Here is a 20,491-nt window from a genome sequence, read left to right as displayed (position 1 = left end):
TCTTCCTTCGACCACGGCTTCCTCCGCCGTTTTCACGCCCTCGACCCGAAAATCAACATCGGGGCACTCTACTATCCTTTTTCTGGGCTGTCACGGTTTCCTGAACCAATCCGGCACCGTGACAGCAACTTCCTTTCCATTTCTAAACACAACAAATTTGTCGCCACGGTGCCATGACGATCAAGAGACCGTGACGACCAAGTATAAGCGCGTGAGGCGGTATAAACCCTGTTCTGGCAATTCTCCCGCGCGGTAACTATCTTGTGAACACCACTCATGAGAAGCCCGCGCCGCATACTTGTCGTCCGTACCGACCGCATCGGTGATGTTGTGCTTGCCACGCCGCTGATCCGCGCGCTCCGGCAGACATTCCCCGACGCATTCATCGGCGCGATGGTACGTCCGTACACGCGTGATGTACTGCTGCACAATCCGCATCTCAATGAAATTGTCGTCGACGACCCGGCGGGGGAACATGCGGGCCGCGCAGGGTTCTGGCGGCAGGTACGGGCCATGCGCCGCAGCAGGTACGACACCGCGCTTCTGCTTCTTCCCACCGAACGCGCTGCATGGATGTTGTTTTGGGCAGGAATCCCGCGCCGCGTTGGCGTCGGGACGAAACTCTACGGCGTGCTGACGTTTATGAAAGGCGTAAGCCGGAAGAAGTACATTCCTCTGCGTCACGAAGCAGATTATTGTCTGGATTTAGGCAGGAAAATCGGTGTAGAGACCGACGATCTTTCCACTGAAGTCTTTCTCACATCTGACGAACGGGAGCGGGGTATGGCGATTCTACGGGAGGCCGGAGTGAAGGAAGAAGATCTGATCGTGGGGTTTCACATTGGAAGCGGCAACTCGGCTCCGAACTGGGAGTCTGCGAAATATGGTGAGTTGGCGGAGTTTCTCGTCCGTCGTACACCCAAATCTCTCAAGATCATCTTCACCGATGGAACGAACAATGTTTCTCTTCCCCGCAATCCGCACTTCATCGATCTGCGTGCAAAACTTACACTGCGGGAATTGATGAGCGTGCTTTCACATGAGCGTGTGCTGCTCTCTTCCAGCACCGGGCCGATGCATATCGCCGCAGCGCTGCGTGTGCCGACAGTCAGCTTGTTTTGTCCGCTTACAGCCTGCTCGCCGACACTGTGGGGGCCGAAGGGGAATGATGCCGAGGTGATTCTTCCTCACGAAGGATATTGCAGCAGACAGTGTCCGGGTGACCCGAAGGTATGCAGACTCGACGATCCCTCAATTGAGCGGGTTGCCGAAATCCTCCTCGGGAGAATTCCTTCAGAATCCCGCGTTCCGCAATCATAATCTGATGGGATGTCGAAAAAGTTGGATGCATTTTGAATGAAGCGTCTAACCGGGCTGTCATTCTGAACGGAGCGAAGCGTAGTGAGGAATCCGGAACATAGGCTGGGATTCTGGATTCTTCGACCCTGAGCGGCGGTCTCAGAATGACACAATGGGCTTGTTGCGACTGAGGAGAAATGCAGTCAACCTATTCTGAAACGGCATAAAAAACAAAACAGAGCATCGTCGAATGCTCTGTCGGTGATTACATCTACTCACGGATTTGCGTTCAGCGTCTCTTCCTGTGACTTGCGACAGCTTTCTTTGCGTGAGTTGCTTTCCGCTTTGCTGCCGGTTTTGTTGCAGGCTTCCTTTGAGCAGAAGGGCCGGCATGTTGCTTCTTTGTGAGAATGGCCAGTTCATTCCTCAGCGTGTCGAGCGTTGCGGTATGAACGGCAATTTCAGACCGTGCGGCACGCAGCTCCTCATCACGCTGTTGCAGCTTGTAGGAAAGTCCGGCATCGGGCGGTTCGGTGGCGCCAAGTGTTTGCTTGCCGCGCAGAAACCATCCCACCGAGAAGCCGATAATCAGGGCGATAATTCCGGTCAGTAGCTCCATGAAAGAACTCCTTTGTGAGTGTCTGATTGAAATGTAAACGTGAGATGAAGATTGCGGCTACGCAGCCGACGTGTCGGGTTGCATGACGCCAAAGATGTTCCCTTCAGGATCCTTGCAATAGGCAAGCCATCCGACGCCGGGAATTGCCATCTTCGGCACGACATTCATGCCGCCTCTCTCTGTGGCTTTCTTCACACTCTCATCCACCGACGAAACCTGGACTGTGCATACGTAGCAATTCACGGCAGCTCCCTCTGCAGGCAGGCTTCCGTTTCGCGGCAGTAACCCCCCGTCGATTCCGGGTTCCTCCGGGGAACCGGTGGAGATCAGCCAGTAGGGAGTGTTGCCGGGAAATTTCTGAAATTTCCAATCGAAGAGGTTTGAGTAGAACTCAATCGCCCGATCGGGATTGGCGGCCTGGATTTCAAAGTGAACGACACGAGCCATAGCGCCTACTTACTTTATTGATCTGAGATAGACGGCGATATCGGCTGCGTCCTGCCATGACAACTTGAACGTCGGCATCGGTGAACGCAACGGTTTTCCTTCCCTCCCAATTCCAGTCGTGAGAAGCCTGATGAGTTGTTCATCGGAATACTGCGGCAAGCCGGCGATGCGCGGCGCAAACTCGGCCCACACACGCAGCTGCGCCGGTTTAGCAACGGGGATTGCTGCACCTTCGAATGAGCGCGAAAGAATCAACTCGCCGTTTCCGTCGCGGGGTGTATGGCACTGGATGCAAAGAGCAACATGTTCGGCGATGTACCGTCCGCGTTCAATATTTGCCTTTCCGCCCCATTCAGTTGCTCTTTGCTGGGCTGTGCTTAGTGATAGAATGCAACAAAGGGTAATTGCCGCGACAACATACTTCATCAAAAAAAACTCCATTGGTTCAACGGGACGGAATTCAACGTACAGAAGTCACGTTGAACTAACGGGTTTTCCGGTCAATTTGCAACTCTTCCTTCAACTCTTCTTCGAGGTAATGACCGTTGCGCCGGAGTATTCGGCAACAACATTCTTGCTGCCGCAGTTGGTGCATGCGGGAGGAGTTCCTTTCTCATGCTCGGTCATTGTCAGGAACACGGTAAATTCTCTCTTGCAATCGTTGCAGAAATATGCATAGGCTGGCATAGAAGACTCCTTTCTGAGAGATAGCGTTTCAAAAAGCACAAACCTCCTGCACCGGATTCCCGCCGGAAATCGGAGCAAGAGGATTGTCAAAGACCTTCGGCATAAAAATATATCCTCCCCCGATGAAAGTCAATATTTTTTGCCTGAACCCTCCTTGACATTCTTGCATCAATTTCTCACAATGGAACGACACTGTATATCCCCAAAGGAGTATTGTCTGAATGGAGTATGATGTAAGAGATTTCACATCTGAAGTTATTGAGCGAAGCAAGGAGATTCCCGTACTGGTTGATTTTTGGGCGGAGTGGTGCGGGCCGTGCAAAATCCTGGGTCCCGTACTAGAACGACTTGCGGCTCAGGCAAACGGAGCCTGGCAGCTTGCGAAGGTGAACACGGAAGAACTCCCCGACGTTGCCGCGCAATACAATATCCGCAGCATACCGAATGTGAAGTTGTTTGTTGATGGCAAAGTCGAAACCGAATTTGTCGGCGCTTTGCCGGAGCCGATGGTGAAGCAATGGCTGGCAAAGAACATACCGGGCAAATACAGAAAGTCCGTTGAACAGGCAGAACACTTTATACAGGAAGGCAACTCGCAACAAGCGCAACAACTTCTAGAAGACGTGGTTCTGCATGAACCCGGGAATCACAAAGCGCGGGCCCTTCTTGCCCGGCTTCTCGTTTTCACCGATCGGGGCAAGGCGCTTTCGCTTGTTACGGACATCGAGCAGGACTCGGAAGCATATGATCTGGCCGAAGCAATCCGGACATTTGCGCGCCTCGCAGAGATCGCCGGGAGCGACGATCGGCTCCCCGAGGAGGATGTGAAGGGCGAGTATCTTTCAGCCATCAGGAGGATGGAATTGGGTGATTTTGCCGCCGCGCTCGAGGGCTTCATTAGCGTGATTCGGACCAACCGCTATTACGACGATGACGGCTCGCGCAAGGCGTGCATTGCTATATTCAAGATTTTAGGGGAAGAACACGGGATTACGCAGAACTTCAGGCGCGAGTTCAGCAGGGCGTTGTATTGAGGTGTGCCGTTGTGTTGCTTTTAACGGCACCGTTCATCATATTTAAGAGAGCAAAGTCCGAAACAAAATGAGCATCCTTTTCAGCCGCCAATGTGAATACGCCATCCAGGGCGTTCTCTATCTTGCCCTCAAACCCGAAGGCGAAATGACATCCATTAAAGAACTCACCAAACGGCTCGACATTCCATACCACTTTCTAGGAAAAATTCTTCAGCGATTGGCGGGTACGGGACTGCTGACGTCGCTCAAAGGCCCGACAGGCGGATTCGCGCTCGGCAGGAAAGCAAAGGACATCACATTGTTTGATGTTGTCAACGCTATTGATGGGGCTGACTTCACAAAGAACTGCGTAATGGGGTTTCCGGAATGTTCCGGAAAGAATCCCTGCTCGGTGCATGAAACGTGGGGGAGAATGCGGGATGAAATCTATGACATGCTCGTCAGGAAGAACATAGCGGAAATGGCAAAGGATATGAAGAAAACAGAGTATCGTTCTGCCCGTTCCTGAGCCTTTTTTGATAGGTTTAAATAAGATAAATTAATCTGAATTGGCACTCGCCTTGCAATGGTATACAGTGTTGATGATGAGAGGCTGAAAATGGGCAGAGATTGATGGTTTACGAAATGCTTTCGCAAATCTGAGAACGGGATTGTCAGACAATGAGAATAGAGAATTTAGGAACGACACTGACGGTTGAAGAGGTGGCAGAAACCGTTGACATAGTCAAGCTTGCACGTAAGGCCGACCCCAAAAAGAAAATCAAGAAATTGCCGCGTGAGTTGCGGAAAGAGAAAATCAACTACTCCGCGGAACCCTCTTTCGTCAAGCGGCTCGTCCTTCGATGGAAAGAGGATGCGCAATTCCAGCGATCGGCTGTGCAGCTTGCGTTTGCGCTGCTTTGCATCTGGATCGGGGTCGAGTTCTATCTGTTCATGCAATGGGGAATGTCCGGCGGAACGGAGCAGTTTTTCGAGCGACCGCCGGGCGCAGAAGGATTTCTCCCCATCAGCGCGCTGATGAGTCTGAAACACTGGGTTCTCTCGGGCTCACTGAACCCAATTCATCCCTCTTCGGTGTTCATTCTACTTGCCATCATCGCCGTAAGTCTTGCGCTGAGAAAATCATTCTGCAGTTGGCTCTGCCCGATCGGCACGCTGAGCGAATCGTTATGGATGTTGGGGAAGAAAATCTTCAAGCGTAACTTCACAGTATGGCGTTGGCTGGATTATCCGCTTCGTTCTCTCAAGTATCTTCTCCTCTACTTCTTCGTCAATGCAATCTGGCAGATGGACTTGTTCAGTCTGGAGAATTTCATCCACAGTCCGTACAACAAAGTTGCGGATATCAAGATGTATCTCTTCTTTGCCGACATCTCCACATTTGCCCTCTGGACGATCATCATCCTGATGGTGTTTTCGATCTTTATCAAGAATTTTTGGTGCAGATTTCTTTGTCCGTACGGAGCGTTGTTGGGAATCGCCGGCTGGCTGAGCCCGTTGAAAATCACGCGCAACAAATCGACGTGCATCGACTGCGAACTCTGCACGAAAGCGTGTCCCTCGAATATCAACGTTCACAGAATCGGAAATCTCAGAAAGAGCAGCCCAACGGGACGCGTCTGGAGCGACGAGTGCATCAGTTGCATGCAGTGCGTGCAGGCGTGTCCGGCAAAGAACACGCTCGATGTTCGCCCCGGCGCAAAAAGCAAGAACGCCGTTCCGACGTGGGTGTACGGAACGCTGGTGGCCGGAGTATTTGTTGCGATAACGGGACTTGCAATGCTCACGGGAAAGTGGCAGAACGCGATCAGCAGAGAAGAATACCAACGGCGGTTCCAGGAACTGGACAAACCCGTGTATAACCACTTCCGCGGCGACGTTCCTGACTACGGACCGAAGGATTGATTATCAAGGTACAAATCGCCGGTTTCCAGGAAATTGAGTTTTTCGCCTGTTTTGCATATCTTTGACGTAGATTGTTGAAGCAAATATCCCCTGAGGTATCTATGTCAAAGAATTATGTATCGAACAAAGACGAGTCGGCCCGGCTTTTCAAGAGTAATTTTTTAGAATTTTTCTCCCACGTCCATCCGAGCATTCCGCTGATCGTCTACATTCCCGTGATGGCCTATTTTCTTTACCAGGCATCGATCAATCCTTCGATGACGAACGGTGGCATTGTAGGCTTGTTTTTTGCCGGATTGTTTTTCTGGACGCTCGCCGAATACCTGCTTCACCGCTTTGTATTCCACTACGAGCCGACGTCCGAGTGGGGCAAGTACCTGCACTTCATGATGCACGGCGTTCATCACGACTATCCGAACGATTCGTTGCGACTCGTGATGCCGCCTGTTGTCAGCATACCGCTGGCACTTCTCTTCTACTATCTCTTCGTGGCGGTGCTGGGAGTCGCGTATACGGCCCCCTTCTTTGCGGGCTTCATTCTCGGCTACATGATTTATGATTCGTGGCACTACGCATCGCATCATTTCGCATTGAAGTCTTCGGGCTGGTTGTGGCTGAAGCAGTATCACATGCTGCACCACTACCAGGATCCTCAGACGCGTTACGGCGTCAGCTCGCCGCTGTGGGATTATGTGTTTGGAACGACGGCAGGGAAGGAAAAGGAAACGACAGTAGAAGTCTGATACGTACTATTTACATTGTTCATTATTCTGAAAAAGGAGAATCACGTGAATTACAAACACGTTCTGTCAATCGCCGTGACTATCGTGCTCGTCAGCTCGATGGTAATAGCCGGCCCTAAAAACTACGGCAAGAAGCTGACCCTCAAAGAGAAAACAAAAGTCTCCGACATCCTCGCCAATCCCGAACAATACAATGGCAAGAAAATCCTTGTTGAAGGCGCCGTTGTTGACGTCTGCGCCAACCGCGGCTGCTGGATCAAAGTCGCAAGCGACAAGGAATTCGAGTCCATCCGCTTCAAAGTTGATGACGGCGTGATCGTCTTCCCGATGGATGCAAAAGGAAAGACGGCTCTTGCCGAAGGAGTCATTTCGGTGAAGAAGTACACGGTTGAAGAACTCATCGAGCAGGGGAAACATCACGCAGAGGAGCAAGGCGAGGAATTTGATCCTTCCACAGTTACCGGCCCCAAGACGGTTGTGCAGATCATGGGTGAAGGCGCGGTGATAAAGTAGGGTTGGGGATTACGGATTACAGTAATTTGGGCCGCAGCGTTATTCCGCACGGTACGCTGCGGCTTTTCCATCTAACACCTCATTTTTTCAACCACGAAGTCACAAAGCGCTCAAAGGAACACAAAGGGAAGTGTTGTAACTTCGTGAGCCTTCGTGGCAAAATTCTTTCCAAGAATTGATTGTTATGGCAGAATTCAAATGGCGTAAGTGGAACAACATCCTTCATCGCGACATCGGCTACGTTGTTGTTGCGCTGACATTGATCTACGGCATCTCGGGTCTCGCGGTAAACCATATTGCTGACTGGAATCCGAACTACAAAATCGAGAAGGAGATCATTACTATTTCTCCGATCACGACAACCGATCGTGAGCAAATTGTCGCTGAAGCCATCTCCAAACTCAATCTCACCGGAGAACCGAAAAACACATTCCGTCCCGACCCTGAAACGTTGCAACTCTTCTACGACAAGAAAACCTACTCCGTTGATTTGCCGACGGGGAATGTACTGCTCGAATCTACCCGTCCGCGCCGCGTTCTCTTCGAGATGAACCAGCTCCACGTGAACGCCCCCAAGAAAGCGTGGACCATCATCGCCGATCTGTTTGCCGTTGCGTTGATCATGATGGCCATTACCGGCATGTTCATGCTCAAAGGTCCGACAGGCATCACGGGCCGGGGAAAATGGTTTGTGGGCATCGGAGTCCTCATTCCGCTGCTGTACTGGGTGTATTACATGAATTTCCAGTAGTTCGTAACCCCCTTTCCCCCTTTTCGTATCCACTACCGGACGGCAAATTGCAGCAAACTTGCTGTCAACCAACCGGAACCTCCGGTCGTCTAATCAATAGAAATTACGGAAACCCGATGGCGGCTGCTGAAGAGCCCGTTCTGCCGGCGCGAGAGCGTGGCGAACAGCAACTTATCCAACAAGCAAAGGAAGGAGACGGCGGTGCGTTCCGTCTGCTGATGGATCGTCACCTCCGGCAGGCATACAATATCGCGTACCGGTTCACGGGCAATCATGACAGTGCGGAGGATGTGACGCAGGAGGCGTTTGTCAAAGTGTATGCGGCGCTGCCGTCGTTCCGTGGTGACGCGGAATTCAGCACATGGCTTCATCGGATTGTTGTGAACGTGGCGTTGACAAGAAAGCGGCTCGACAAGAACAGAATCGAGCGGCACGTGCCGTTGGAAGAGATGCAAAGCGGGGCCGATTGCGAACATCATGAAGAGATTGTGGTGAAGGAACGGCAGGCATACATTGAGCGGGCATTGCACGAACTGCCAACGCTGCAACGGGCGGTGGTGATACTTCGGCACATGAACGGACTTTCCACACGGCAGGTAAGCGACATTCTGCGATGCTCGGAGGGGACAGTGAAGACACATTTGTTCAGAGGATTGAAGAAGATGAGAAGCAGGCTTGAACACTTGCAGGAGGGGTTGGTATGAAGCATTCTGCTATTCAGAATCTGTTGTATGATTTTGTTCAGAACGAATTGAACGAAAGCGATCGCAAAACGGTCGAACAGCATCTCTCATCCTGCACGCGATGCTCAAACGAGTTGAGCGAACTGCGTAAGACTCTTGCGATACTTCCGCGTCCGGCTTCACAACCGGAAGAAATTCGGGACGAGGCATTCTGGCAGTCACTTGCCGTAAATATCGAGCGGGAAATTCGCCTGCAACGCGTACCGAAACGCGACAGGGTCACTTCGTTCATTGAGCAGGTTCGTTCATTCTTTGCGTTGCGTCCAGCTTACGCATTCAGCGCCGGAGCTGCGTTGGCCGGCATTGTTGCTGCCGTGATCCTTTTCCGCCCGCAAGACGAATCTTCGATGCTTGTTACAGAGAAGAATACGTTGCCCGAAGAGACACTGATGATGCCGACAGCAAGCGAATCCCAGCAGCGCATCAGTGATTATTTCCGCAAATCGAAAGTTCTTCTCGTCGGCCTTGCCAATCTGAAAACCGAAGACGAGCAAAACATCGATCTCAGCAACGAGCGGACGGTTTCCCGCAGCCTTGTGCACGAGGCGAGGTTTCTTCAGCAGCAGCCGCTGGACGGGCGTTCGGCGCGGCTCATCCGCGATCTTGAGAAGATCATGATCGAATTGGCGAATCTCGAAGAAACAACCGATCTCCCGAATGTCGAGCTGATTCGCAGCGGCATCCGGCAAGAGAATTTGTTGTTCAAGATCAGAATGGCGGCAGCGTCGTACGACACAAATCAAACAAGTCAATCCGGGCGAATCTATTAGGAGTCAACATGAAACGATCACACATTCTTTTTCTTGCGGCGCTTGTATTGTCCGCACCATACGCGGATGCGCAAGCCGTGTATTCCACCACTCCCCGTCCGTTTCTTGCGGATGCTTCGGCACTCGGCGAAGGCGAGAATGAAAAGGATCCTGCATACAAGACGTACAAGGAAGGGTACACGTTTATTCTCGCTGATAAATGGAACGAGGCGATGAAGAAGTTCGCCGAAGTGAGTGCCAAGTTTCCCAAAAGTGAATACCTCGACGATGCGGCCTATTGGTCTGCCTATGCGCAAAAAAGGCTCGACAGAACCAAGGGACTCGCGGCATACGAAAAGTTCATCAATGATTTCCCCGACAGTCGTTACGTTGATGACGCGGTTGCAGATGTGAATGACAACATCGTGATCGTCGCCCCCGACGGGAAAAATCTCAAGGTGAAAACCGGCTCCGGCTCGTACACCTACAGCATCGGAACAACCATGCGCGAAAGCGAGAAGGCGATGCGTGAAGCCGAACTCGCCATGCGCAAGGTACAGCGCGGCATGTTGCGAACACCGAGACCACCCAGAGCGCCCGTTGCGTGGTCGATGGGAGGTTTCACATCAAAGACAAAAGATCTAGACCCGAAAACGCGTATCAAACTCGATGCAATCCGGGCGTTGGGCGAGTCGGGCAGCGACAAAGAAGCGTTTGCGACGTTGAAGGAGATTGCACTTGACAAATCCCAGGCGGAGATCGTCCGGACGACGGCGCTGGAGTCGTTGAGCGATTTCCAGAAGTTTGAGGTACTGCCGGTGCTGATCGATGTTGCCCGGACAGATGCGAGCGATGAAGTCCAGGTTACCGCCCTCTACACAATCGCCGATTTGCGGGTAGATAAGAACAAATCCACCGATGCGCTGATTAGCCTGTTCAACGGCTACCCGAAGGCAAAAGAGAAGCAGCTCCAAACCGCCCTCTATGCCATTGCCGATGTCGGCAATGACAAGTCGGTGGATTTTCTCGTCCGCGTGGCAACGACAAACGACAATTATGATCTGCGCAGCGATGCCGTGTACTATCTCGGCAGCATCGGCAACGAAAAATCACGGGCCGCGCTGATGCAAATTCTGAAAAGCAAATAAGATGTAGAGCCGGACTCCAGTCCGGCTCACGAAGAACTAAGAGGAGGGCTTATCATGAAACGTATGCTGTTTCTTATTACAATCTCGCTGGTAGTACTCACCCACACGGCGTGCAGTGTCCGGCCGGGCGATGAAAAGAGAAAGACCCAATCGACGTACATCTATTTAGATGGGAAGGATCGGGGCTGGCTCGGCGTTTCCATTGAGAATATCTCATCCAATCTTGCCAGAAAAAAGGACTTGAAATCGAGAGATGGCGCATACGTCAGAAATGTTGAGGAGGAAAGTCCGGCGGAAGCAGCAGGCATCCATGAAGGCGATGTTATCACCGAGTACGACGGCAAGAAGATCTACGACAGCAATGACCTGATTGAGGAAGTACGCAGCACCAAACCCGGCAAAGAGGTGTTTGTGACGGTACTTCGTGACGGGGATAAGAAATCGCTGAAGGCGACAATCGACAAGGCGCCCCGCTCGCTGACGGTTATTCCGCGGGTACCCACACCGCCGCGTTTCCGTATTGAGCCGCCTCTCTCGCTTATGCGATCATCGGCATTGTACGGGCTGACGCTCGAAAATCTTAATAAACAATTGGGCGAGTACTTCGGCGCGCCGGATGGGAAAGGCGTTCTTGTCAAGAATGTCAAACGCGACAGCGAGGCGGAGAAAGCAGGATTCAAAGCGGGGGATGTGATCGTCAAGATCGGCAAGGAGAGCATCCGCCGGATTGACGATATCCATTATGTTCTTGAGGATTACAAGAGCGGCGACAAGGCGGATGTCGAAGTTCTCCGAAAAGGAAGCGCGCAGAAGCTTACGCTGACGGTACGCAGCCGGGATCGTGATGTCAGCGAGTACTACTTCCATCACGGCGACGATGTGATCCTTGATCTTTTGTCGCCGGAAGACCATGACAGGTTCCGTGAAGAGATGCTGAAATTGGAGAATAACCTCGGCAAGATGAGGCTGGACTTGCAGGACTCGATGAAGGATCTGAAGGAGAACCTGAGAAAGAAAATTCGTGATGTACGAATCAGCATAAACGTATAACGTCGTATGCGGGGCGGGTTCGATGACCCGCCCCTCCCCGCGTTTGACCTCCTGAAATCCGATATAGAGAAAATCAAAGAGTTCATCCTGCCTAACAAGAGGACACGCCTGCCCAAAGGGCTCCTTTGGAGAGGCGTGTCCCTACTACATTTTTCTGATTGTAGGGACACGGCTCCGCCGTGTCCAACTGCTGACATGTACGCGGGATTTCAGAATCCTACCATCTCTCCCTCCAAATTTCTATCTTGACACATCGTTCATTGAAAAGTCCGGAGAGTTCCATGATGCGCGTTGCACGCATTTTTGCGTTGATGTTTGTTTCCCTGCCGCTGTTTGCTCAACCCTCAACCTGGCAAACAGTGCAGGAACGCGTGCTCGACCGCTACTGCATCGGTTGCCACGCCGTCGGTGGTTATCCGCCCGCCGTGCAAACCGGACTTTTGCTCACTGCCGATTCCGCATATCGCAAACTCATCAACGTCACGCCGCATAATGTTGTCGCCCTGCAAGATAGTCTCGTCCGCGTCAGCACGATGGGCGGCATTCCCGGACTCAACAAGAGTTTCTTCTGGCACAAGATCAACGCGCCGAACAGCATCAACATGCCGCAAGGGTACGGCTCTATTATGCCGCTCGGCATGCCGTTTCTCACGATGGGCGAACTTGCGTTCGTCAACCGCTGGATCAGCGGCGGCGCGCCGGAAACGGGCATTGTTGCCGGCGCGGACACGAATCTCTTCAATGACACGACACGGTTCATCGCAAACTTCGAGCCGCTGCCGCTTCCGGCAAGCGGCATCCAGCTTCATCTCGGTCCGTTCCACATCTGGCCTGCGCAGGTTCATGATCGGGAATTCCTCTACTTCATTCCCTACCCGACATCGCAGTATGTGTACGTGAACCGCTACCAGATCCGTTACCGCGCCGGGAGCCATCACATGATTGTGTACAACTACCCGACAGGCACCGGTTCGCCGACGCCGCATGTGTATCGTGATATCCGCGATTCACTCGGCAACTATCTTCCTGCCATCTTCGAGCTGAACAACCTCTTCCCCTTCCGCTTTTTTGTCGGAACACAAACGCCGGAAGTCGACTATAATTTCCCAACGGGCGTTGCGCTGGAATTGCCGCGGGGATCAGGGTTTGACATGAACGTTCATTCGGTGAACAGAACGAGCGGGCCGCGCATCGGCGAAGTGTATGTGAACCTGCATACCATCGACTCCGCCGCCGTTGTGCACAAGGCAACGCCGAGAAATTTCTCGAACACGAACATCTTTCTGCCGCCGTTTCAGACAACCACGATCAGCAGGGCGTTCCGGTTCAATCAGAACACAAACATCATCCAGATGTGGGCGCATGCGCATCAGAGGATGATCGAGTTCAGCGTTGTCGGTGTCGGAGGGGCGCATCACGGACAGCTTTTGTATTACACCAACGACTGGGAACATCCGGCGCTGCTTTCACTCACAACGCCGATGCGATTTCTCGCAGGCGACAGCCTCATGCTGGTCACCACCTATCACAACCCGACAAGCGAGCCGATTTACTACGGTTTGCGCAGCAGCGATGAGATGCAGTTTCTGTTCTTCATCGCCTACGGCGATTCGCCGACGGAGATCAAGGAGGTTGCTTCATCCGTGCCGCATGAGTTCCGGCTTGAGCAGAACTATCCGAATCCCTTCAACCCGACGACGATGATCGGATTTCGGATTAGTGAATATGGATTGGTGAGACTTGAAGTGTTCGACCTCATCGGGAGGAACGTGGCAACATTGGTGAATGAGAGATTGAGTCCCGGAAGCTATTCCGTGGAGTGGAATGCCGGAGGGATGCCGAGCGGCCACTATTTCTACCGGCTCACAACCGGCACAACGACGCTGACGCGGAAGGCGTTGCTGATTCGCTGACCCGGGAAAAAAGATGTAACACAAAGGCGCAAAGCGCACGAAGCTGCACGAAGAGTTTTCTTTCATCAACTTTGTGACCTTTGTGCCTTTGTGTTGGATCTTCTTCAAGAGACTCTCAACACCTTCGCCCCGCGAATCTTTCTCTGCTTCAACTCCATCAAGGCTTCGTTTGCAGCTTCCAGAGGATATTCCTGCACTTCCGGCTTGATCGGGATTTCGGCGGCAAGCTGCAGAAACTCGCTCACATCCCGCCGCGTGACGTTTGCTGCCGATTTGATTTCCTTCTCCATCCAAAGATGCGTTGAGTAGTCAATCTGCGCAAGATGTTGCTTGTCGGCATCTTCCTTTCCGATGGCGTTGATGACGAGTCTGCCGCCGGGAGCGAGGTTCTTCAGTGCATCAACAGCCGGCGACCAAACGGGCGTCGTGTCGATGATGGCATCGAGTTGATCGGGGGCTGCATCGGAGGAATCACCCGTCCAGACTGCGCCGAGTTCTTTGGCGAACGCCCGCTCCTGTTCGCTGCGGGCAAAGACGTAGATGCGTGTCCCCGGGAATCTGTGCCGTACCATCTTCAACACAAGATGCGCCGACGCGCCGAAGCCAGTGAGGCCCAACTTCTGCCCGTCGGTGAGATGTGAAAGACGAAGCGAGCGATAGCCGATTGCTCCGGCACACAACAGCGGCGCAGCTTCGGCATCGGAGAAGACATCCGGTATCGGGTAGGCGAAATCTTCATGCACCGTCATGTATTCCGCGTAGCCGCCGTTGGCATCGCGGCCTGTTGCTTTGAATTCGGGACAGAGATTTTCATTTCCCGCCCGGCAGAAGGAACACGTTCCGCATGCCGAGAAAATCCACGCAACACCGACCCGATCCCCGACCTTGAATATCGTTACGCCTTCCCCCGATTCTTCAACTCTGCCGACAACCTGATGACCCGGGATGACGGGAAGGCGCGGCGGCGGTGTTCTTCCTTCAATCTCATCAATCTCGGTATGGCATACGCCGCACGCCGAGACTTTGACAAGGATTTTTCCGAGAGGAAGTTTCGGCACAGGAAAGTGGACGAGCGAGAGGGGCTTCGGGTTTGACGCAAGAGTCGTGAGAGAGTGGAGGACCATTGCTTTCATACTCATTACTCCCGGAGAATCTGCCTGCTTGTCTGCTCCCACGAAGTAAGCAGACTGTACGGGCAGCTTTGCGCGATGGCGTTTGATTTATCCTCCGGTCCTTCGGTTGGGTTGTTGAAGACCGGCCGTGCTTCACTTTTTGGTGGGAGCCGTTTGTTACGCATTTTTGCGTTTATCGGCATCGCACTGAGGGCAAGTTGAGCCTTTCGGATATGGTACACCATGGACGCGGCAAGTAATGAAGGTGATTCCTTTTATTCCTCGGTATTTCTTATCATCGTTGCCATGGTCCTGCTGGTTGTTTTCCTCATCCATTCTTGTCTCCTTTCTCTCTGATTAACCAACGAGCATTATCTAGCCGTCTTTGCTTCTATCAGCGACACACCTGGGGCAGGACGTGCCTTTAGGATGTTTAATATTGTGAATTGGGCATGTGAGGAAGTTGATTCCTTCATTCACGAGCTTGATTTTCCTCTTATCATTGCTCGCCCCGCTGTTGTCGTCTCGTCGTTCATCTTGCGCCATCTTTGGCCTCCTTGTTCTCTAGGTAGTCAATTTGGATACAAAGTCGTATTATGAAATCCAACAGCCACATAGACAGAGCTAATACTGTGACCGAATATACAAAGACCGTATTGAGGTTGGTAACTAACAACAAAGCTACAACCGTCAGGATTAGGCAGAGCGACGCAGTTTCAATGAGGGCATCGCTAATGACGTCGTGCCATCTTTTATTCTTGTAGCCCTGCAAGTTTTGTGCAAAGAAATAGAAAATAAAGCTCAAGAACACATAATATATCGGGTATTGAATATTCCTTTGCAAGGTGGGTTCTAAGAGAGCCAGAGCCACCAAGGCAGTGAAGCTAAATCCAGCCAAGGCAAGAATATAACTTCTAATCTCGGTACGGTCGTTTTCTTCTTCCGGAAGTAATTCTCCTAGCTCTCTTGCTACCAAGCCAATGAACAGAAATCTAATTAGAAGAGGAAACAGAGGAATGATAAAATAGATGATCTCCATGTTCTCCTTATGCAAAAATGCCTAACGCCCCGCAACTAGTGCTTCTACAACTAAATGAACATACAGAGCACGGTTGAATTGCCACGAGCTTTAGCTCGTGGATTCCTATGAACTCCAAATCTCTGTGGGTTTTAACCCCCACAGTTCACCCGTAAAGTAGGGCTAAAGCCCTCCCGTTCGCCGGGAGGGAAAACAATACCACGACCTGAAGCTCGTGGCAATTCAACAACTATAACATTCAGCATTGTTTAATCATTTTGTTGGAACGGCACTAGTCCCGATTCGTCAGGTTTTGGCGCTATCCAGCAAAACCGTGGTCGAATCGAGAATCCCGCCACTGTGGACGTGCCGCAACGAAAACTCTCCGCCACGCAGAATGCGCGGGGAGATATGATTGATTTATTTTCTTTGTGTGTTGGAATTAGATTGTACTCCGCTCATTCGCTCGGGTTGTCAAAGACCCTCCGTGCTTACCTTGCGGTGGGAGCCGCTTGTTATACGCAAATTGGTTTTACTTCTTGTACAAAGTTGACTTCCCTAAGTACCGTAGATCGTATCTACCGCAGAATAACTCCAGTGTCTTGTCCAACCATTCAGGAGCAAGTGGATTTAGCATGACGGAGTCAATAAAGTTCTCAATTCCAGCAAAACTCACATTCTGTGTCTTGTCTTGAAGATTGAGATTTGTCCTTTTCACTAGCCTATCGACCTCTTCCCCTATATGTTCCACGTCGATGTTTTCAAAATATTGGTTCAAATTGCCGCCTAGTGCCAAGAAAGCAGTTAAATGTTCATTGGCATCGTCAGCACTTGAATACTTGTAGTGTTTTACAAGTCGGACTTCCCTTTCGTGGAGAAATGCTCTCCGCTTGGCAGCAATGAGTCCGTAAAAGTCCTTCTTTGTTCTTACTACTTCATCGTAGTTATCGACGTAGTCGACTTCGACAAGTTCAACATCCTGCAACAGTTTGATTTTGTCTTTTTCGACTGCAATTCTAACAGATGTGCCACCATGTGAGTAGATCCGCCACAATGCATCGCTTTCACCGATTAATGTCCAAGCTTGAGCATAGAGCTTCTTTGCAATGACGTATTGCAGAATTGCGCCGATTACATCCTGATTGAATTCTCCATGTGAATTTCGAAATTTGTGTTCAATCTCTTGGTAAAGAAAATGCAATTCATAAGGGTCATCCCATAAACTCGGGTGAACAAAGGTGAGAGTCTTTCTAAGAATCGTATCGACAAAGGATTCGAAACTCGCATATCGATAGATTGTTGTTATGTTTGCTATCAATAAGGTCTACGGGTTGATGTGTTCATGAACAGTCTGCCGGTTGGTTGCCCGGCCTGTTGTCTTTGGTAAGCTTACCGAATCCCAACTCCAAAGTCAAGCTTCGGTCGGGATCGCCAATTCAAAACCTCAACGACAACGTCACACCCTGTCCCACCGGAGAGATATGCGGCAGCAGGCTCATGCGGGGTGAGTTATCTCCGTCCGAATCGCTGAGGGGCAAGCCTTCGGGATGCGAGGCGATCATGCCGAACTCATAGCCGAGCGCAATGCCGAGCGGGAAGTCGCTCCACCAATGAATGCCCGTGTTGGAGAGTCCGACGCCGATGCCGGCAATCAGGAAGTACGCAAGGGGTTTAAGCCACGGCTTCCACTCTGGATAGTTTTCCATGATCACCGTGAGGGTGGCTGTTGCAGTCGCAATATGTCCCGAAGGGAAAGCGTCGTAGTAGGGGACTTTTCTGTGGTAGTCGATTTGATTGGGGAAAAACACCCAGCGGCCGTTGATGCGCGATGAGACGAACGGACTTTCGCGTCCGGTGATGTGTTTGAGAGTTTGAATGACGGTTCCGCATGCGAGAATTGTTTGCACGAGCTGACTTCCCGTGCGGAGTGCCCGCTCGTCTTCCGCTAAATACCCGAACGCGCCGAATGCCGCCGCCAGCCCGAACTGCGGTTTTCCATCCCCCAAATATTCAAAGAAATCGCTCAGGTTTTTCACGGTTTTCGAGCTTTTGTACCATCGGTCGGATGCTTCCCACACAGGCTGGTCAGTCCAGACGGCGAAGGCGGTAAGTGCCGTTATGCCGCCGATGATGGGGATTTTCTCTTCGCGGAAATTCCTGTTGGCGAACGTCACCCAATCGCCGGGGATGCGCTGGAACATCGTGTACCATTTCAAATCGTGTGACCTGATCGGCTGGTACGGCATAAGCAATGAATCGGCAACCGCCGCAACAACCGTTGTCGAATCCTTGATCACGACACTGCCCGAAGAGTGTGCCGTGGTGACTAAGAAAGAAACCAACAGTGTGAAACAACATCTTCTCATTCTCACACATCCCATCAATAATTGAACACGACACTGATACCGGGCCCGCGTGAACCGAACGAAGGCGTTACGATAACATCCTGCTGATAATTACGCGCGACAAGTTTACCGATAGCTATTCCCATTGCCGCGCCGACCACAACGTCGGAGAGCCAGTGATCGTGCTCGGTAAGCCGCGACAGGCCGCAGAGTCCTGCCAGCGAATATGCGCTTGCTTTGACCCACGTGTGCTCGCTGCGTTCGGCTACAACGGCGGCCAGACTGAAGGCCGTTATTGTGTGTCCCGACGGAAACGCGTCGTAACTCGAGAACCCGCCGCTGTATCTCTTGAAGAACATCCTCGGCCCGTACCACACATCTTCACCGTTTCTGACGTAGGGACGCATCCGCCCGAACAGATGCTTGAGTAGCTGAACTACCACAGCCGAGTGAATCATCGCCTGCACAGAGAGAAGCCCGGTATCTAACGCATGTTCATCGTCAAACGCGAGTCCCTTCAGGCAATACAACGCGGAGATTGCATACGGAACATAGAATTCGCCCAATTGCGTAGCAATGGGACTCGTCTTCTGAACCCACGTGTGATCGTTTCTGAAATCGCGGAACGACTTGTACACCGGCTCGTCGATGGCGATCAGCAGCGCCGTAGTCGCGGCAATTCCGCCGATCCACAACAAATCCTCGGAATCCATTCTGAATGGCGACGTCCAGATTTGTGCTTCATCCCGCCAGAAGCCGCTGAACATCTTCGACACCTTGGAAGGCGGTTGGGTTTCCGTCACGGCAGGAATCTGAAGCGTAGCCGGCTGTACACTCATCACCGAGTCGGCAACGATGTCCTGCTTGTATGAATCCCCTTGCCCGGAGCCTGCTTGTGCAAATGCCGGGGGCAGATACAAGATTGCGATGAACAAAGAGAGAAGAAGCTTTCTCAAAAAGTACCTACGTGATTGTTTTGATGATGTGTGCCGCTGACCGGAATCCCCCGAAACTTCTGACCGTGGAGAATGTAAGAACGGGAGGGGTGTAGAAGCAAGACACAGGTCAAACGCCTGTCGTGCTTAGTCGGCACGCGGCGGCGTCCAGCCGGGCCGTTTCCATTCTTTCAATTCGATGGTGATGCTTCCGAGAATCACCTTCATTTTTGCTTTAATGGGAACCGCAGCTTCGTCGTCGGAAAACCAGCCTGTGAAGTCGCCCGTTAGTCCGAAAATCCCCTCAAATTCGGCCTTTCCTTCAAATTCTACCACCCGGATCGGGTAATCGACGGCATCAATTTTTTCCGTTGTCCGTTCCGCGGGAAAGTAGAAGTTTGTCTTGCCGGCTTTTCCGCGGACAAGTATCGGCACGGCAATGGCGCGCTGCGTATGAACATAGGCGCGGGCGAAATAGAGAATCGATGTTCCGTCCTGAAACCGGTCGTACGTTAGCTGAAGCGTATCGTACGTCATCGGTTGCAGCGGCTGTTGCGATTGCGGGTCTTTGATGAAAGCATGTTCGGTGACGTATGTTCTCGTCGAGGGAGTGAAGAAGTACAACTGCCTGTACCATCGGTCGTCTTTCTTCTCAAACAGCGATGCTCCTTCGGAGAACAACGTTGAATCCATTTCGGATGTTGAGATAGCGTGGAAATTTACAAACGGCAGTGTGTAGGAATCCGAATAGGCGATTGAACTGTACACGACGGCAGGGTTCTCGACCGAGGGAGGAAGGGCAAGAACGCGGATCTTCCCCAACTTGAAGAATGTCCAGCTTACTTCATAGACAAGTTCTTCTCCCGACATCATGACGCCGGAGATATTCTTTCCTGCAGTTTTCGACACTTGTCCGTCGACCGCCGAAAGAGGCGCGAACAGAAGAATGAGAACGATCAGAGACTTCATTGCGTGAGTGATGAAACGACACGAACCGTTTAAGGTGATCAAAGATATGAAAATCGCCCTGCAGAACAAAAAGGGCTTAAGGCGGGGTGTTTATTTTGTCAACAACATTTTCACGAGTAATGAAGCGGGTTTTTCGTTCCTGATTTCTCCTGAGAGTACATCCATTCGGCAGAAGTAGATGCCGCTTGCCGCATCCCCGCCGTTCTCGTTCCTCCCGTCCCAGAATGTGGTGTGCAGCCCGGCTTGAACCGAGCCATGCACAAGCAATCGTACTTCACGTCCCAACACATCGAACACCGTTACCCTGATATGAGATGCAGCGGGAACCGCGTATGTTATGACTGTCGAGGGATTGAACGGGTTCGGATAATTCGGGCGAAGCTCGTACCGGACGGGGAGATGGTCGGCTTGTGCCGGGAAGACGGCGTTTGTAGTTGTTGCAGATCGAAACGTGTCCGACCAGACCGAGTAGTTGCCGTCGGTATCGCGTACCCTCACCCGGAAGAATACC

The 20,491-nt window shown here is 51.9% G+C and carries 23 protein-coding genes; 12 read left to right on the top strand and 11 right to left on the bottom strand.

Features of this window, described 5'->3' with window-relative positions; translation table 11 throughout:
• The first annotated feature begins 276 nt into the window (after positions 1-276).
• Positions 277-1,320, top strand: coding sequence for a glycosyltransferase family 9 protein (locus tag KF749_17160; protein ID MBX2992884.1), 1,044 nt, complete (start codon positions 277-279; stop codon positions 1,318-1,320).
• 268 nt (positions 1,321-1,588) lie between these two features.
• On the opposite strand, the gene KF749_17155 is transcribed toward KF749_17160, so the two are convergent.
• The 4 genes from KF749_17155 to KF749_17140 form a co-directional block, all read right to left on the bottom strand.
• Positions 1,589-1,918 carry a hypothetical protein gene (locus KF749_17155; protein MBX2992883.1) on the bottom strand — a complete coding sequence of 110 codons (330 nt, stop codon included), beginning with the start codon at positions 1,916-1,918 and terminating at the stop codon, positions 1,589-1,591.
• A 57-nt stretch (positions 1,919-1,975) separates the two neighbouring features.
• On the bottom strand, positions 1,976-2,365 hold the full coding sequence (locus KF749_17150) for a VOC family protein (protein ID MBX2992882.1): 390 nt from the start codon (positions 2,363-2,365) through the stop codon (positions 1,976-1,978).
• Between the two features lie 9 nt (positions 2,366-2,374).
• Positions 2,375-2,791, bottom strand: coding sequence for a c-type cytochrome (locus KF749_17145; protein MBX2992881.1), 417 nt, complete (start codon positions 2,789-2,791; stop codon positions 2,375-2,377).
• A gap of 93 nt (positions 2,792-2,884) precedes the next feature.
• A complete protein-coding gene (locus KF749_17140; GenBank protein MBX2992880.1) occupies positions 2,885-3,052 on the bottom strand; it encodes a zinc ribbon domain-containing protein in 168 nt (55 codons plus the stop codon).
• A 221-nt stretch (positions 3,053-3,273) separates the two neighbouring features.
• Between KF749_17140 and trxA the strand changes: the two genes are divergently transcribed.
• From trxA to KF749_17085, 11 genes are all read left to right on the top strand, one after another.
• Positions 3,274-4,086, top strand: a complete 813-nt coding sequence (gene trxA / locus KF749_17135) for a thioredoxin (protein MBX2992879.1) — start codon at positions 3,274-3,276, stop codon at positions 4,084-4,086.
• 67 nt (positions 4,087-4,153) lie between these two features.
• Positions 4,154-4,594 (top strand): Rrf2 family transcriptional regulator, encoded by a 441-nt coding sequence (locus tag KF749_17130; GenBank protein ID MBX2992878.1) that lies wholly within the window; start codon positions 4,154-4,156, stop codon positions 4,592-4,594.
• A 152-nt stretch (positions 4,595-4,746) separates the two neighbouring features.
• Positions 4,747-5,991 (top strand): 4Fe-4S binding protein, encoded by a 1,245-nt coding sequence (locus KF749_17125; protein MBX2992877.1) that lies wholly within the window; start codon positions 4,747-4,749, stop codon positions 5,989-5,991.
• A 101-nt stretch (positions 5,992-6,092) separates the two neighbouring features.
• Positions 6,093-6,734, top strand: coding sequence for a sterol desaturase family protein (locus KF749_17120; GenBank protein ID MBX2992876.1), 642 nt, complete (start codon positions 6,093-6,095; stop codon positions 6,732-6,734).
• A gap of 45 nt (positions 6,735-6,779) precedes the next feature.
• Positions 6,780-7,247, top strand: coding sequence for a DUF4920 domain-containing protein (locus KF749_17115; protein ID MBX2992875.1), 468 nt, complete (start codon positions 6,780-6,782; stop codon positions 7,245-7,247).
• Positions 7,248-7,431: 184 nt separating this feature from the next.
• On the top strand, positions 7,432-7,998 hold the full coding sequence (locus tag KF749_17110; protein MBX2992874.1) for a PepSY-associated TM helix domain-containing protein: 567 nt from the start codon (positions 7,432-7,434) through the stop codon (positions 7,996-7,998).
• 116 nt (positions 7,999-8,114) lie between these two features.
• Positions 8,115-8,702 (top strand): RNA polymerase sigma factor, encoded by a 588-nt coding sequence (locus KF749_17105; protein MBX2992873.1) that lies wholly within the window; start codon positions 8,115-8,117, stop codon positions 8,700-8,702.
• A complete protein-coding gene (locus tag KF749_17100) occupies positions 8,699-9,511 on the top strand; it encodes a zf-HC2 domain-containing protein (GenBank protein MBX2992872.1) in 813 nt (270 codons plus the stop codon). The genes KF749_17105 and KF749_17100 overlap by 4 nt, the downstream gene beginning before the upstream one ends.
• Before the next feature lie 8 nt (positions 9,512-9,519).
• Complete coding sequence (locus KF749_17095) at positions 9,520-10,638, top strand: HEAT repeat domain-containing protein (protein ID MBX2992871.1); 1,119 nt, start codon at positions 9,520-9,522, stop codon at positions 10,636-10,638.
• A 54-nt stretch (positions 10,639-10,692) separates the two neighbouring features.
• Entirely contained in the window at positions 10,693-11,688 is a 996-nt protein-coding gene (locus KF749_17090; GenBank protein MBX2992870.1) for a PDZ domain-containing protein, read from the top strand.
• A 281-nt stretch (positions 11,689-11,969) separates the two neighbouring features.
• Entirely contained in the window at positions 11,970-13,601 is a 1,632-nt protein-coding gene (locus tag KF749_17085; GenBank protein ID MBX2992869.1) for a T9SS type A sorting domain-containing protein, read from the top strand.
• A gap of 104 nt (positions 13,602-13,705) precedes the next feature.
• Here KF749_17085 and KF749_17080 read toward each other — a convergent pair whose 3' ends face one another.
• From KF749_17080 to KF749_17050, 7 genes are all read right to left on the bottom strand, one after another.
• On the bottom strand, positions 13,706-14,734 hold the full coding sequence (locus tag KF749_17080; GenBank protein MBX2992868.1) for a zinc-dependent alcohol dehydrogenase family protein: 1,029 nt from the start codon (positions 14,732-14,734) through the stop codon (positions 13,706-13,708).
• Positions 14,735-15,245: 511 nt separating this feature from the next.
• Positions 15,246-15,752 carry a hypothetical protein gene (locus KF749_17075; protein ID MBX2992867.1) on the bottom strand — a complete coding sequence of 169 codons (507 nt, stop codon included), beginning with the start codon at positions 15,750-15,752 and terminating at the stop codon, positions 15,246-15,248.
• A 511-nt stretch (positions 15,753-16,263) separates the two neighbouring features.
• Entirely contained in the window at positions 16,264-17,049 is a 786-nt protein-coding gene (locus KF749_17070) for a hypothetical protein (GenBank protein MBX2992866.1), read from the bottom strand.
• A gap of 118 nt (positions 17,050-17,167) precedes the next feature.
• Positions 17,168-18,028 carry a phosphatase PAP2 family protein gene (locus KF749_17065; protein MBX2992865.1) on the bottom strand — a complete coding sequence of 287 codons (861 nt, stop codon included), beginning with the start codon at positions 18,026-18,028 and terminating at the stop codon, positions 17,168-17,170.
• An 83-nt stretch (positions 18,029-18,111) separates the two neighbouring features.
• The gene (locus KF749_17060) at positions 18,112-19,032 is read right to left on the bottom strand and encodes a phosphatase PAP2 family protein (GenBank protein ID MBX2992864.1); all 921 of its coding nucleotides are present in this window, start codon (positions 19,030-19,032) and stop codon (positions 18,112-18,114) included.
• Between the two features lie 126 nt (positions 19,033-19,158).
• Entirely contained in the window at positions 19,159-19,980 is an 822-nt protein-coding gene (locus tag KF749_17055) for a DUF3108 domain-containing protein (GenBank protein ID MBX2992863.1), read from the bottom strand.
• A gap of 90 nt (positions 19,981-20,070) precedes the next feature.
• On the bottom strand, positions 20,071-20,491 hold a 421-nt coding region (locus KF749_17050; GenBank protein MBX2992862.1), incomplete at its 5' end, for a T9SS type A sorting domain-containing protein.

Source organism: Bacteroidota bacterium (assembly GCA_019637975.1).
Taxonomy (GTDB): Bacteria; Bacteroidota; Ignavibacteria; order UBA10030; family UBA6906; genus CAADGV01.
The sequence above is the reverse complement of the archived record's forward strand: the minus strand, read 5'-3'. Positions and strand labels throughout refer to the sequence as shown.